The 12,958-nt window shown below is 44.5% G+C and carries 17 protein-coding genes; 11 read left to right on the top strand and 6 right to left on the bottom strand.

What is annotated here, in order from left to right; genetic code table 11:
• Positions 1-54: 54 nt before the first annotated feature.
• The 5 genes from MUN89_RS03005 (at position 55) to MUN89_RS02985 (ending at position 4,128) form a co-directional block, all read left to right on the top strand.
• The gene (locus MUN89_RS03005) at positions 55-444 is read left to right on the top strand and encodes a CidA/LrgA family protein (protein WP_244711282.1); all 390 of its coding nucleotides are present in this window, start codon (positions 55-57) and stop codon (positions 442-444) included.
• On the top strand, positions 419-1,105 hold the full coding sequence (locus tag MUN89_RS03000; protein ID WP_244711280.1) for an LrgB family protein: 687 nt from the start codon (positions 419-421) through the stop codon (positions 1,103-1,105). Before MUN89_RS03005 ends, MUN89_RS03000 begins: the two co-directional genes overlap by 26 nt.
• 77 nt (positions 1,106-1,182) lie before the next feature.
• Positions 1,183-1,800, top strand: a complete 618-nt coding sequence (locus tag MUN89_RS02995) for a lytic transglycosylase (protein WP_244711279.1) — start codon at positions 1,183-1,185, stop codon at positions 1,798-1,800.
• Between the two features lie 198 nt (positions 1,801-1,998).
• Positions 1,999-3,459, top strand: a complete 1,461-nt coding sequence (locus MUN89_RS02990) for a M20 family peptidase (protein ID WP_244711277.1) — start codon at positions 1,999-2,001, stop codon at positions 3,457-3,459.
• 51 nt (positions 3,460-3,510) lie between these two features.
• Positions 3,511-4,128 (top strand): NUDIX hydrolase, encoded by a 618-nt coding sequence (locus tag MUN89_RS02985; RefSeq protein ID WP_244711275.1) that lies wholly within the window; start codon positions 3,511-3,513, stop codon positions 4,126-4,128.
• 189 nt (positions 4,129-4,317) lie between these two features.
• Here MUN89_RS02985 and MUN89_RS02980 read toward each other — a convergent pair whose 3' ends face one another.
• From MUN89_RS02980 to MUN89_RS02970, 3 genes are all read right to left on the bottom strand, one after another.
• Positions 4,318-4,908, bottom strand: coding sequence for a hypothetical protein (locus MUN89_RS02980; RefSeq protein WP_244711273.1), 591 nt, complete (start codon positions 4,906-4,908; stop codon positions 4,318-4,320).
• 76 nt (positions 4,909-4,984) lie between these two features.
• Positions 4,985-5,224 (bottom strand): DUF2007 domain-containing protein, encoded by a 240-nt coding sequence (locus tag MUN89_RS02975; protein ID WP_244711271.1) that lies wholly within the window; start codon positions 5,222-5,224, stop codon positions 4,985-4,987.
• 32 nt (positions 5,225-5,256) lie between these two features.
• Positions 5,257-5,397: a hypothetical protein gene (locus MUN89_RS02970; RefSeq protein WP_244711269.1), complete on the bottom strand. Its 141-nt coding sequence runs from the start codon at positions 5,395-5,397 to the stop codon at positions 5,257-5,259.
• A 213-nt stretch (positions 5,398-5,610) separates the two neighbouring features.
• Here MUN89_RS02970 and MUN89_RS02965 point away from each other — a divergent pair, with 213 nt between their 5' ends.
• Positions 5,611-6,123 carry a DUF6143 family protein gene (locus MUN89_RS02965; protein ID WP_244711267.1) on the top strand — a complete coding sequence of 171 codons (513 nt, stop codon included), beginning with the start codon at positions 5,611-5,613 and terminating at the stop codon, positions 6,121-6,123.
• Positions 6,124-6,189: 66 nt separating this feature from the next.
• On the opposite strand, the gene MUN89_RS02960 is transcribed toward MUN89_RS02965, so the two are convergent.
• Complete coding sequence (locus MUN89_RS02960) at positions 6,190-6,624, bottom strand: hypothetical protein (RefSeq protein WP_244711265.1); 435 nt, start codon at positions 6,622-6,624, stop codon at positions 6,190-6,192.
• Between the two features lie 587 nt (positions 6,625-7,211).
• On the opposite strand from MUN89_RS02960, the gene ahpC reads away from it, so the two are divergent.
• From ahpC to MUN89_RS02935, 5 genes are all read left to right on the top strand, one after another.
• Positions 7,212-7,775, top strand: coding sequence for an alkyl hydroperoxide reductase subunit C (gene ahpC, locus MUN89_RS02955; RefSeq protein WP_244711264.1), 564 nt, complete (start codon positions 7,212-7,214; stop codon positions 7,773-7,775).
• 12 nt (positions 7,776-7,787) lie between these two features.
• Positions 7,788-9,317 (top strand): alkyl hydroperoxide reductase subunit F, encoded by a 1,530-nt coding sequence (gene ahpF / locus MUN89_RS02950; RefSeq protein ID WP_244711262.1) that lies wholly within the window; start codon positions 7,788-7,790, stop codon positions 9,315-9,317.
• 229 nt (positions 9,318-9,546) lie between these two features.
• Positions 9,547-10,086, top strand: coding sequence for an SRPBCC family protein (locus tag MUN89_RS02945; RefSeq protein WP_244711260.1), 540 nt, complete (start codon positions 9,547-9,549; stop codon positions 10,084-10,086).
• Positions 10,087-10,127: 41 nt separating this feature from the next.
• Positions 10,128-10,463, top strand: coding sequence for an ArsR/SmtB family transcription factor (locus MUN89_RS02940; protein WP_244711258.1), 336 nt, complete (start codon positions 10,128-10,130; stop codon positions 10,461-10,463).
• Between the two features lie 204 nt (positions 10,464-10,667).
• Complete coding sequence (locus tag MUN89_RS02935) at positions 10,668-11,162, top strand: GNAT family N-acetyltransferase (protein WP_244711256.1); 495 nt, start codon at positions 10,668-10,670, stop codon at positions 11,160-11,162.
• Between the two features lie 57 nt (positions 11,163-11,219).
• On the opposite strand, the gene MUN89_RS02930 is transcribed toward MUN89_RS02935, so the two are convergent.
• Together MUN89_RS02930 and MUN89_RS02925 are read right to left on the bottom strand one after the other, a co-directional pair.
• Complete coding sequence (locus MUN89_RS02930) at positions 11,220-11,768, bottom strand: GNAT family N-acetyltransferase (RefSeq protein ID WP_244711254.1); 549 nt, start codon at positions 11,766-11,768, stop codon at positions 11,220-11,222.
• A 309-nt stretch (positions 11,769-12,077) separates the two neighbouring features.
• Positions 12,078-12,830: a L,D-transpeptidase family protein gene (locus MUN89_RS02925; protein WP_244711253.1), complete on the bottom strand. Its 753-nt coding sequence runs from the start codon at positions 12,828-12,830 to the stop codon at positions 12,078-12,080.
• Positions 12,831-12,958 lie beyond the last annotated feature (128 nt).

Raw genomic sequence — 12,958 nt, 5'->3', positions numbered from 1 at the left:
CCATCTGTGAACAGCTCCTTTCTTGTAAGCTTTCGTTGTAAAGGAGGAACGACGATGAAATACATAACCATCCTCGTGCAGGCAGCCGTGTTGAATGTGATTTACTTGATCGGCACGTGGCTGACCGCTGCCTTACACCTTCCGCTCCCGGGCAGCATTGTGGGCATGGTGCTTTTATTTTTACTCCTGCACTTTAACATTGTAAAACTTGAATGGATCGAACGCGGCGCGGGCTTACTTCTTGCAGAATTGGTGTTATTTTTTATCCCGCCTGTCGTGGGGGTCGTGAGCTACAAGGAGATGCTCGGTTCTTCTTTCGTCAGGCTTGCGGCGGTGATTCTCCTCAGTACGTTTACGGTCATGGCCTGCACGGCATTAACGGCTCAATTTTCAGCAAAACGGAAAGGGAGGGAAAACGATGAGTCTATGGTTCGCTCTAGGTAGCATCATCCTGACAGTAGGCGTCTATCAACTCAGCAAGTGGGGCTATAGACGCGTGGGGCATATACTTCTTTCCCCTATTTTCATTACGCCGCTGTTTCTCATCGTCCTTTTACTTACAGCAGACATTCCTTATGCCGCTTATAACGAAGGCGGCCAGTGGCTGAGCTACCTGCTCGGGCCGGCGACCGTCGCGTTTGCCGTCCCGATTTACAAGCACCTTCCGCTGTTGAAAAAACATAGGACGGTAATCTTAGTCAGCTTAAGCATTGGCTCCCTTGCCGGACTGCTGACGTCCATGCTTTATGCCGCGGCCTTTCAGTTAAGTGGTGAGGTCATTCGCAGCCTCGCTCCGCGCTCGATCACAACACCGGTCGCAATGGAAGTCGCCGAAAGTCTCGGCGGTATTCCTACACTGACGGCCGTGTTTGTCATTATCACCGGAATTACCGGATCACTCACCGGTCCATTCATCATCCGGCTGCTTAAGATCGATCACCCGCTCGCCCGCGGACTGATGCTCGGCATGAGTGCGCACGGAATCGGAACATCCCGTGCGTTTGAAATCGGGGAGGTCGAAGGAACGTTTTCCAGCCTGGCTATGATCCTTGGTGCACTCATTACCGTAGTCTTTGCGCTGATCCTGAAACCGTTCCTCTTCTAAATTTTTTCTGCCTCACATGTTTAAAGAACGGGAGAACACGGAATATATTGGATGAAAAGATTTTTAGGAGGGTTACCATGAATAGAACAGCGAAGATTCTCGCACCTGTGCTTGCAGCGGGAATGGCGCTGGGAGCAAGCAGTGTATCCGCAAACAGCAATTCCACCGTCACTGTCAAATCGGACGACACGCTTTGGAGTATTTCGCAATCCTATGACCACGTAACTCTGAACGAGCTCATGAATTTAAACCCTAATGTGAACCCGAATAACCTGGAGATCGGCTCAAAAGTAAAAGTCACCGACGATCATAAGAAAAACTCCCGTTACATCTTTCATAAGGTCGAAGACGGCGACACGTTTTACAGCATTGCCCAAAACTATCCAGGCGTTGAGCTGGACGACTTATATGAACTCAATCCAGATGTAAAAGCGGATAATTTACAGACAGGATCAAAAATCAAGCTCCGTGATTCAAGTGTTCAGGAAAAAGCCGTCAGTAAGCACGAAGCGGAAGATATCGTCCGCAAACAAAAAGGCTATATGAATAAAGACGTGAACGTTGAATACGATAACATGGTGAAAGGCGAATATTTAATCCACGTGTATGATGAGATGAACAATCATACAGCGACGCGAGGCTGGTATTTAGTGAGTCCTCAGTCTGGAAATGTAACCGACTATATGCCTCAATAAAACGTGAGATAAATAAATTTCACTCTCGAGTGGAAAAGCTTCAGCTTGTAGGAAAACCCGCCGGTTTTTCTACAAGCTGTTTTTTGTATGACGAATTTTCCCTCCTTCTCCAGCCTGAGGACGTGCTTTCTTCTCTCAAAAAAAGAGGAATTCCTTTGACGAATATGGAAGGAAATAGGTATGAATGGAGGAAGGATCATGAAAATATGGAAGCTTATACTCACGCTCATCGCTGCTCTCTTACTTATCTTCATTATTGTAACCGCTTACAACACGGTTAATGTAAAGTCCAAACAACCCCCTGCCCACCCTTCCGCGGTCGAACTCAATCAAACGGAAGCCGTCCAGCATTTATCTAAAGCGATTACCTTTAAAACCATCTCTTATGAAGACAAGACCAAAGTGGATCCCCAACCCTACGACCAGTTCCTCACCTTTTTACAAGACAGCTTTCCGAATGTCTTCAAACAGCTGGAATTTGAGAAAATCAATACGTACGGCCTTGTTTTTAAGTGGAAAGGGACCGATGAAAAAAAGCTTCCTGTCGGCTTCACCAGTCATTATGATGTCGTCCCGGTGCTGAAAGGCACAGAACAGGACTGGAAGCAAAAACCGTTCAGCGGTGCGGTCGTTGACGGCAGGATTTGGGGACGCGGATCGCTCGATGACAAAATCGGTGTAATCGGACTGTTGCAGGCGGCCGATCATTTACTCAAGCAAGGATACAAGCCGGATCGTGATCTGTATTTCATGTTTGGCCATGATGAAGAAGTCGGTGGGGAACAAGGAGCGGAAACCATCGCGGAAACGTTAAAGAAGCGCGGCGTGACCTTTGATTTTGTACTTGATGAAGGCGGCGCGGTCGTTGAAGATATGGTTCCCGGCGTGGAGGCGCCGGTTGGGGTCGTAGGGATATCGGAAAAAGGTTCTGCGACCGTACAATTATCGATCAAGGGCAGCGGCGGACATTCTTCCCAGCCGGAAGACCATACGAATATCGGACGGATTTCAAACGCGATTGCCAAATTGGAGGCTGAGCAGTTTCACGGCGACCTGAAAGGACCCGGAGAGGACTTATTTACCTACGTCGCTCCAGAAATGAGCTTTGGCATGAAATATGTATTCGCCAACAAGTTTATATTCGAACCCGTCATAGAACGGATTTTGCTGCAGGAACCCGCTTCTGCTGCTTTAATCCGCACGACCATTGCTCCGACAATTTTCAATGCCGGCGAACAGTACAACGCCCTGCCGGAGAAAGCATCAGCGACCATCAACCTCCGCCTGATGCCCGGGGATTCCCTTGAAGAAGTAAAAGCCTTTATTGAAAAAACGATCGACGATGAAGACATTCACGTATCCATTACCGGAAACGAAGCCTCCAGCGTTTCTTCGATAGACGGCAAGCCGTTTGAAACGATCCAGCAGGCTGCCAGGAACGTCTATTCAGACGCCGTAATTGCGCCGTACTTAATGTTTGCCGGTTCTGACGCCAGGCATTATGATAAGGTGTCCAACAACACCTACCGTTTTCTCCCGGTCCGCATTACAGCTGAAGACTTGAACCGGATGCACGGCACGAACGAGTTCGTTACGATTGACAACTATATGAACGCGATCAAGTTTTATATCGAAGTTATAAAGCAGGCTTCTGGATGATCGTTTTCAGCCTTTGATATAGTAGAGAGATAGAAAGCTTGAGGTGACACGATGGATCAGGAAACGATTTTCAATAAAGTCAAAAACCATACCCCGACGATCCTCGGCAGCCGGCAGTTTGCCAAGTTTGCCATTCTCGTACCGCTGATCGAACGCGACGGCGAGACCCATGTCCTGTTTGAAGTACGCTCTCATAAAATGCGAAGACAGCCTGGGGAGATCTGCTTTCCAGGCGGTAAAATTGAACCCCACGACCCATCAGAAAAAGAAGCAGCGATCCGGGAGACAAAAGAAGAATTAGGACTGAACGATGAAGATATTACAGACGCCCTTCCGATCGATTACTTAGTCTCGCCCTTTGGCATGATCGTCTACCCTTTTGCCGGGCAGATCCACACTTCGTTTTCAAGCCTGAAGCCGAACCCAAAGGAAGTCAGCGAAGCGTTCACAGTTCCTTTATCGTTTTTCTTAACGAATGAGCCGGTCGTTCACTACGTTGATTTTCAAGCCCGTCCGCGAGACGACTTCCCTTATGAAATGGTGCCGGGAGGGGAAAATTACAACTGGCGCCCGCGACAAATAGAGGAATACTTTTATTTGTATGAGGATAAGTCGATCTGGGGATTGACAGCCAAGGTGCTGTCTCATTTTATTGACGTTATTCGGTAGTCCCCTGCTTTATTTCACGTTACTCTTGTTTTGCCTGAGGGAAGGAGGGCATGGAAACGCCCGCTTTCCCCCATTTTCATAGTTACTAAGTTGGTTAACGAAACACTGGCAGCCTATACTATCATTTCTTCCGGGCGAGCGGAGATCCCGCAGCTTGTATTGAAAAATCATCATTGAAGAACTAAAAAGTTACCCTTGCTCTTCTCCCTCATAAAGCAACCCTTTCTTGTGGAGTTCTGCTTTTATCTGTTCTGCGAATGGAACATTTCCTGCTATCACAAACCTCCACTTCTGCTCGCTTAGAAACGCCTCTCTTTCTCTCAGCTCCCTTAGTTCGATTAGATCCTCGAGAGATCTCGCAACCAGGCTCGTCTCACTTTTTGCTACCTGATTTCGATAATGTCTATGAAAATCCGCTTCCGTACACGCATTCACTTTCATAAAATGATTCTTTAATTTCTGCATGACCAAAGCTCTTGCTTTGCTGTCTTTTGTTCTCCGTGCAGCATGGTGAATATGCTTTAAATCGTGACAGGACTTACACAAAGCCTGGATCTCCTGCAGGATTAACAGAAACTTTTCCTCGTCATAATCCCAAACTTCATGCGCCTGGAGTTTGCCTTCCTCACGACGGCCGCATATTTGGCATTGAAAATCACTCTTCGACTGAATATCGTTCCGAACAGCGTTCCATAAAGAACGGGGGATTGCCTCCCTGACCGTTTTCTTCTGGGCATATACAGGCTTTCGAATCTCCATTGTCAGCTTAAAACCAGACATAAGTAACCTCCGAATAAAAAATGATCCGAGTACCCTTCGAACGACTTGATGGACAGCTGAAAACCCGGGTATGAATTTAACGTTTGGTTAACGCTTGAGTCGCTTTATGAAAGTCTTTTTGTCTCACGAGAATATCGTAAGTGGTGCCGAATTCATGACTCCCCTGGCCAGCCATCGGGGTAGAAGACTTGGTCTTGGAACGTATCCCGGCATCACTTAAAGCCCCCTTCACACTTCCGTATTCATAAGGATCTTGAGTGACAATTATGGTCTTCCACCTGTTTTCTTTCAAGTACCTCACCAATTTTCTAAGCATAGCTACCTCCTATAGGTGAATAAAGAAAACGTTTATTTCTTAAAAACAAGGCGTTTAATTTTCTCCTCAAAGATCTGGGATTCTTTTTCAGACATGATAAAGGAAGAAAGAAAGAGATATCCCAGCACAGCAGAAACCATTCCCCAAATGGCCATATCAAAAATATCATTCATTCCACAAAAACAGGCAGAAAAATAGAACGGCACCTCCAATTAGGCTGATCATGCCTTTATTAAAAATAAGTCCCATCACCATTACCTCCCTTCCACGTCAGCTGTGTATATTTCAGCCTAGTTCCTATCAACCATTCCTATAAATAAAGGTATAACGGCTGACCTAACGTATATATATGAAAAAAAGCAGACTTATAAGGAGAAGAACTTCATATGGACATAAAGCCAACTGTAGATGTCATCAACCCTGCCTTTCAAAGCACAAAAGGAAGATTGTTTGCCGGCACTTCCGGAGTGTTAAAAACAAGTGCCACTAAAAATGCCTGGGCGCAGCTTGTAAATCCGCTGCATTCCAATGTGAACCTGTATGTCTCTTTTTTTGCTTTATCAAACTTTTCGACTAAACTAGTAAAGGCAGAATTTGTAGTGAATGCGGAACCCCCTGGAAAGGCTATTGTATCGCCAGACGTCAGTGTTCTGAAATTGGCCTCTAAGCATAAACCAGTGGGACAAATTCTCTTTAATCCTCATGTCTCAGGTTCCTATTCAGGCGGAAGGCTGATCGGCACCAGGGCGCTGGGTCCACAAAGATCCGAGCTTGGGTTTCGCGTGGACGGCCGATTAATTATCGAGCCTGGAACGAATGCCATGTTCTTTATAAGCAGCAGCACCTCCGCTGAAGCCCAAATCGAGTTCGAATGGTTTGAGAATAATGCCATTTTTTAAGGATCATGTATACCTGTGACCATCCCCATGTGCCGGCACTGATCATAGGCAGCCCCAGGGAAATTCTTAATGCCCTGTACTTTTCAAAATGTCTTTTATAACATTCAAGTGTTGCAGTAATGATAGACCGGGAGGTACGACGTAGAGGCAGCTAAGGAGCAGCACCCGCTTTAGGGACTTCCCTGCCAAAACCTCTTTTTCTATCCAGAATGTCGCCACGATGATAGAAGTAAAGAATAAGAGATACTCTGACTCCTGTTGATTGATTCGTTCCACCAGCCTATCCATTTTCCATCGATCTTCTTCTCGAGGCTGATAAGTGATTTTTTCTTCTTCCAGCCCCAGAGTATTATAAGATTGTAGAACAACTTCACCCTCTTTTTTCTCAAGCACATCGTAACCGAGCGGCGAATACCCGAGCGGATAAGCGATGAAGTAGGCAAGCACAAAGGCGGCCAATACAAAGGCCACGTAAAGAAGGGTTTTTCTTAGTTTCTTCATCAATTCTTCACTCATCATCCACCTCACAATCCATTACCATAAACGTACTCTAACGCATTACGACGGTTACATGGCGCCAAGCTCCGTTATTTAAGCATAATGGAAAACTTCAGGACACCTCTTCCTTTTTTACGATTCTGGATTGGAATCGTTTCACGATTTATCAAAAAGGATGGGAGTAATGTGTCAATGCGGCTCTCTCCAAGTATACATTCTGTGAAATAAAAGCATTCCGCCGCTTAGACGTATCCTCGCCCAAATAAGTGAGTATAGGAAACGGAAAGCCGCACTCCCTTAGAAAGCGAGCTTCATAAACCTGTAGACTGAAAAAATGTTTTTCCATTGATAATTCAGGGTACTTAAACAAGAAAACGATTGAAAAAAGGTCCGTTCTCACTCTCAGAGAATGAGCCTTTTTATTTTGTCAGCGCTTTAACCCATTTTGCATGAAAACGCTTTTTACAAGGCATTTATCCACTTTTTCAAAATAATCATTCGACAATAGTTGACAAAAAATAAAACCTATATAATAATGGGTATCGGATTAGAATTATTATAAATTATTTACCAAATAGGAGGATTTTTTCATGTCATTAATCGGTAAAGAAGTACAGCCATTTGAAGCGAAAGCATTTAAACAAGGGGAATTCGTAGACGTAACGCATGAGGATTTCAAAGGTCAATGGAGCGTTGTCTGCTTCTACCCAGCAGACTTCTCATTCGTCTGCCCAACTGAACTTGAAGATCTGCAGAACAACTACGAAGCGTTGAAAGAACTTGGCGCTGAAGTTTACTCTGTTTCTACGGATACTCACTTTGTCCACAAAGGCTGGCACGACAGCTCAGAAAAAATCGGTAAAATTGAATATTCCATGATCGGTGACCCATCTCAAACTCTATCCCGCAACTTCGATGTATTGAATGAAGAAGAAGGACTTGCTGATCGCGGTACGTTTATCATCGATCCAGATGGCGTCATTCAAACCGTTGAAATTAACGCAGGCGGAATCGGCCGCGATGCAGATACACTGATTAACAAAATCAAAGCAGCCCAATACGTGCGCAACAATCCTGGCGAAGTTTGCCCGGCTAAATGGGAAGAAGGGACAGAGACCCTTACACCAAGCCTTGATCTAGTAGGCAAAATCTAAGGAGTGACAGACATGGTTCTTGATGCAGAAATAAAAGCACAATTAAACCAATACCTTCAACTGCTGGAGGGTGACCTTGTACTGAAAGTCAGTGCTGGAAACGATGAGGTTTCTAAGGAGATGCAGGCTCTTACTGAGGAGCTTGCCTCCATGTCCCCTCGCATTACCGTTGAAAACACGCAGCTTAAACGCACCCCAAGCTTCAGTGTGAACCGTACAGATGAAGAGTCCGGGATTACGTTTGCCGGTGTTCCATTGGGTCATGAATTTACTTCCCTGGTTCTAGCTTTGCTGCAAGTGAGCGGAAGAGCTCCGAAAGCAGATCAAAGCATGATCGACCAGATCAAGAGCATTACCGGCGGCTACCACTTTGAAACGTATGTCAGCTTAAGCTGCCATAATTGTCCGGACGTTGTCCAGGCCCTCAACATGATGAGTGTGCTTAACCCGAATATCACGCATACGATGATCGACGGGGCAGCGTATAAAGAAGAAGCGGAAAACAATAATGTGATGGCCGTACCTTCTGTATTTATGAATGGAGAATTCTTCAGCGGCGGCCGGATGACGCTGGAAGAAATCGTCGGAAAAATCAGTGACGGACCAGCCCCGGAAGAATTCACGGATAAAGATCCTTTCGACGTGCTTGTCATAGGCGGAGGACCTGCCGGAGCCAGTGCAGCGATCTATGCCGCACGTAAAGGCATCCGCACCGGAATTGTCGCCGAACGCTTTGGTGGTCAGGTGCTGGATACGATGAGTATTGAGAACTTCATCAGCGTGAAGCAGACAGAAGGACCGAAGTTCGTAGCGAGCCTTGAGGAACACGTGAAAGATTACAATATAGATGTCATGAACCTTCAGCGTGTCCAAGGCATCGAGAAGAATGAGCTATTCGAAGTTGAACTCGATCATGGCGGCGTGCTGAAAAGTAAAAGTGTCATCGTTTCAACCGGAGCCCGCTGGCGTCAGTTAGGCGTTCCGGGTGAAGAAGAATTCAAGAATAAAGGGGTCGCTTACTGCCCTCACTGCGACGGCCCTCTATTCGAAGGCAAAGACGTAGCCGTCATCGGCGGCGGAAACTCAGGTGTGGAGGCAGCCATCGACCTTGCCGGCATCGTGAAAAACGTTTCCGTGCTGGAATTCGGTTCTGAACTAAAGGCAGATGAAGTGCTGCAGGAACGCTTGAACAGCCTGCCCAACGTCACGGTGCATACCAATGCCCAAACTACAGAAATCACCGGAGAAGACAATGTTGAAGGCCTGACTTACGTGGATCGCGAAACAGGGGAAGAGAAACAGATCGAATTAGATGGTGTTTTCGTCCAAATCGGCCTGCTTCCAAACACAGAATGGATGGACAACTCTGTAGAGCGTACACGTACAGGCGAAGTAGTCGTTGATAAGCACAGCGCTACCAGTGTCCCTGGTCTATTTGCAGCGGGAGACTGTACAGACAGCCCGTTCAACCAAATCATTATCTCCATGGGTGACGGAGCCAATGCGGCTTTAGGTGCCTTCGATTATCTGATCAGAAATTAACTTTTTTCCTCTCCCCTTTAAGGAGTTAATTAATAGAATGCTCGTTACACGAAACCCCGGACCATGCATTTCGATTGGTCCGGGGTTTTTTATACGTCCCCTCCTCCACGTACGAAGCCCAAAAAAGCAGCTCTCTTTTGTGAATTTAAATATTCTCTTGAAGGAATATTCCCTTTCAGTTATACTCCATATATAAGACCTCCCTTTCCCTTTAATAAGCGGAGGAAGCATGGTCAAATATTCAACAAAGGAGAGGTTTACAATCACTAGTCATAACGGTTTGGATCACCTATCCACGAACGTAGGGGAAAAAGGATTTACTTTAGAACGTGTATTTGATGCACCTCGCGACCTCGTTTTTAAAACATTCACAACACCCGAGCATGTATCTCAATGGTGGGCGCCAGCTGGTTTTACCATGCCCGTCTGCACTATAGACCTTCGACCTGGCGGCGTGTGGCATTATTGTTTTGAATCTCCAGAAGGTGAGAGACATTGGTCCAGAAGTGTGTATAAGGAGATCATCGAGCCTGAGAAAATTGTTTACACCAGCACCTTGTCAGATGAAAACGCAAATCCAGTGGAAAGCCCTCTCCCTGAGCATCGCGCAACCGTAACATTCATAGAAGAGGAAGGAAAAACCAAGCTGAACGTCACTATCGAATTGTCCTCAGCTCAAGACCTTAAAGCAACCTTGGATATGGGGATGATGGAAGGGCTGAAACAAACGATCAACAATTTAGGAAAACATTTGCAAGAAGTTAAGTAACCATTACTACCAGTTAATCCGAGAAGAAAGAAGAGACAACCATGAATAAAACATTTAAATCTTTATCTGAACCGAATCGCTTTCAGATCGTTGAATTATTAAAAAAAGAGCCTCTTTCTGTAGGAGAAGTGGCAGAGCGTCTTCAACTTAGTCAACCACAAACCTCCAAGCACCTTCGTGCACTAATGAATGCAGGCCTTGTTGAGGTCAATGCAGTTGCCAATCGCAGGATCTACAAGCTGAGGGGCGAGCCTTTCAAAGAACTTGATAACTGGCTTCATTCCTATCGCCATATCTGGAACGAGAAATTTGACCGCTTAGACGATTACCTTCAGGAATTACAAAAGAAGGACGAGGATGATGACGGAAAGGACTAGTAAGCATTATTAATATAGCTTACTTTGCGTGATTCTCATTCAATGAACACAGAAAAAGGAGGCAAATCATCCCATGTTACTGATTTGCCTCCTTTAACAACTTGTACACGTCAAGAACAAAATCATTCTTATCCGTGTACCTTTTGTTCGAATTTTCTCCGTCGTTTATAATGAATGTAAATGACATAAACGGGAGGTTTCCTGATGGAGTCCAAAACATTCGATACATCCATTTCGTTAGTTGAGTATCAGGATACATACGAACATCATTTATCCGACTATTACTTACCAGAAGAACAACTGAATTTCACAAGTCTCCCATTAGAAAAAATTCACAATCCAAGCGTGACGAAAACGTCTACACACGTATTAATTCTGGATCATAATGAACCAGCAGGATACTTCGCACTGGAAGACGGCGAGAAGGTAAAGAGATATAGTGACAATCCAAAAGCTAGAGTGTTAACTTCTTTCTCGATTAACTCTAAGTTTCAAGGCAGGGGAATCGCTAAAGAAGGATTGAGATTACTCCCCTCTTTTGTAAAAGAAGCCCTTCCCAGCACCGATGAAGTGGTTCTTGGGGTTAACCAAAGAAATCATGCAGCAAGAAACCTTTACTTAAAGACAGGTTTTGTAGATGAAAACAAGATGTATGAAGGGGCTAAAGGCCCTCAACATGTTCTGCATCTGCATCTTTAATCTGCAGGGAGTTTTTCCTGCCTTTTCCCCATTAGCAGGGAAGCCCCCTCTCATGAATCAAGACCCTCTGCAATAATCTTCCTTCACTAATCCAAACACATAGTGGTCAACATAAGTACGATACAGTAATTCAGCTTCTTTAAGACAGCCTTCTTTCTTGAAGCCCAGTTTGTCTGGAATTGCTAAGCTTTTTTCGTTTTCAGCAGCCACTCGGATTTCTATTCTGTTTAAATTAAGGTCGTTAAAACAATGATCCACGACTTCTTGGCAAGACTTTGTCATTAAGCCTTTTCCTCGAAATCGATCACCAAGCCAATAACCAATGGAAGTAGATTTGTTTGCCCAATTAATAGTATGTAACCCAACAACGCCAGCGAGCTCTCCTTTGTGCCAGATCCCCGCCTGAAAACCATCATTATTACAAAACTGCTTTAAAGTCCATTCTATAAAACTTTTTGAGTGCTCAGGATTAATTGTATGATCTACCCATGGCAGCCACTTGCGTAAATTCTCCCTTGAGGCATCCGTGAGTTGAAATAATTCTTCAGCGTGCCTGACTTCCAATAAACGAAGTTCTGTATCGGCATCAATCACATGTTTAAACATTGACATCCCTCCTCTTTAGAATTCTCAGCCAATCAAAAAGCCAATTAAGACTTATAGGATAAGTCCCCTTATTACGGCACAAGGACGTAATCCAATTTTGCTTAAATGGCAATCGATTGCTTTATATATGTAATAATAAGCTCCGTTTTCTAATGCAGCAACAGAAAATTACCCACCACAAAATTGTATGGTGATGGGTTAATTGAAAGAAAATATGAATAGATAAAAAATACTTTTACCATTGGAGTTTCAAAACCGTACAGCTGCTGCTTTTCCTTTTTCTGTTGAACAGCTTTTTATTCTCATCGATTATTTACTGAATAACGCAGCCCTAGTATGCGGCCCTACAATACCATCAATGACTAAGTGTTTTGATTTTTGAAACTTTTTCACAGCACTTAAAGTATTCGGGCCAAACAATCCGTCAGCAGTAATATGAAGTTTTCTCTGAAGAATTTTTACGGATTTCCCTTTACTTCCATAATATAGGGTGTCGCTGAACTGGTCTTGTCCTGTAACTGCTGTTTCGACTTTGCCTACCCCGTATTTTTGCGCCAAGGCTGGGAATGATGAAGTAGAACTTGTAATATATATTGGAATATTTTTATCTGCTCGCTCATACAGCCAGATTACATCTTTATTATACATACGGATACAGCCACTGGATGCGAATGTCCCTATTGAAGACGGATGATTGGTACCATGCACTCCATAAACATTTCCAGAAGTATGGCCCCAATCCCCCGGTACTTTTATTCCCAGCCACCTTGGACCCAGTGGATTACCAGGGACACCACCGGGGATATTTCCTTTATACCATGGCCTGTTTTTCACTTTATTTACGAGAGAAAATTTTCCCTCCGGAGTTAAATTCTTGGTTCTTCCGGTGGCAACAGGAAATACCTTCTCAAGTTTCCCGTTTTCATAAAAAGCCAATTGATTTTTACTTTTATTAATAATAATCACTTCGTTCTGAGCAGCCTCTGCCGTGCTAGTGATCATGCCTAAACTTAATCCTAAAATCCCAATGAAAACCACAATACTTTTCAGTCTATAGCTCATCCTCAATCTCCTATTCTTCCATTGATGTTTATGAGATACTCGCAGATCACATTTTCAGTTTCTGTTTTGTATAATTTGTAACGTAATTGTAACATAAATGTAATAAAAGAATGCGTGGTAAATTAAGG

The sequence above is a fragment of the Halobacillus salinarum genome, from assembly GCF_022919095.1.
Lineage (GTDB): Bacteria > Bacillota > Bacilli > Bacillales > Halobacillaceae > Halobacillus_B > Halobacillus_B salinarum.
Note: the sequence above shows the minus strand (reverse complement) of the source record. Positions and strands in the feature narration are given on the sequence as shown.

What these genes read in the sequence shown, in the direction of transcription:
- MUN89_RS03005 (WP_244711282.1), top strand. Translation starts at nt 55, where the DNA reads ATGAAATACATAACCATCCTCGTGCAGGCAGCCGTGTTGAATGTGATT.
- MUN89_RS03000 (WP_244711280.1), top strand. Translation starts at nt 419, where the DNA reads ATGAGTCTATGGTTCGCTCTAGGTAGCATCATCCTGACAGTAGGCGTC.
- MUN89_RS02995 (WP_244711279.1), top strand. Translation starts at nt 1,183, where the DNA reads ATGAATAGAACAGCGAAGATTCTCGCACCTGTGCTTGCAGCGGGAATG.
- MUN89_RS02990 (WP_244711277.1), top strand. Translation starts at nt 1,999, where the DNA reads ATGAAAATATGGAAGCTTATACTCACGCTCATCGCTGCTCTCTTACTT.
- MUN89_RS02985 (WP_244711275.1), top strand. Translation starts at nt 3,511, where the DNA reads ATGGATCAGGAAACGATTTTCAATAAAGTCAAAAACCATACCCCGACG.
- MUN89_RS02980 (WP_244711273.1), bottom strand. Translation starts at nt 4,908, where the DNA reads ATGTCTGGTTTTAAGCTGACAATGGAGATTCGAAAGCCTGTATATGCC.
- MUN89_RS02975 (WP_244711271.1), bottom strand. Translation starts at nt 5,224, where the DNA reads ATGCTTAGAAAATTGGTGAGGTACTTGAAAGAAAACAGGTGGAAGACC.
- MUN89_RS02970 (WP_244711269.1), bottom strand. Translation starts at nt 5,397, where the DNA reads ATGAATGATATTTTTGATATGGCCATTTGGGGAATGGTTTCTGCTGTG.
- MUN89_RS02965 (WP_244711267.1), top strand. Translation starts at nt 5,611, where the DNA reads ATGGACATAAAGCCAACTGTAGATGTCATCAACCCTGCCTTTCAAAGC.
- MUN89_RS02960 (WP_244711265.1), bottom strand. Translation starts at nt 6,624, where the DNA reads ATGAAGAAACTAAGAAAAACCCTTCTTTACGTGGCCTTTGTATTGGCC.
- ahpC (WP_244711264.1), top strand. Translation starts at nt 7,212, where the DNA reads ATGTCATTAATCGGTAAAGAAGTACAGCCATTTGAAGCGAAAGCATTT.
- ahpF (WP_244711262.1), top strand. Translation starts at nt 7,788, where the DNA reads ATGGTTCTTGATGCAGAAATAAAAGCACAATTAAACCAATACCTTCAA.
- MUN89_RS02945 (WP_244711260.1), top strand. Translation starts at nt 9,547, where the DNA reads ATGGTCAAATATTCAACAAAGGAGAGGTTTACAATCACTAGTCATAAC.
- MUN89_RS02940 (WP_244711258.1), top strand. Translation starts at nt 10,128, where the DNA reads ATGAATAAAACATTTAAATCTTTATCTGAACCGAATCGCTTTCAGATC.
- MUN89_RS02935 (WP_244711256.1), top strand. Translation starts at nt 10,668, where the DNA reads ATGGAGTCCAAAACATTCGATACATCCATTTCGTTAGTTGAGTATCAG.
- MUN89_RS02930 (WP_244711254.1), bottom strand. Translation starts at nt 11,768, where the DNA reads ATGTTTAAACATGTGATTGATGCCGATACAGAACTTCGTTTATTGGAA.
- MUN89_RS02925 (WP_244711253.1), bottom strand. Translation starts at nt 12,830, where the DNA reads ATGAGCTATAGACTGAAAAGTATTGTGGTTTTCATTGGGATTTTAGGA.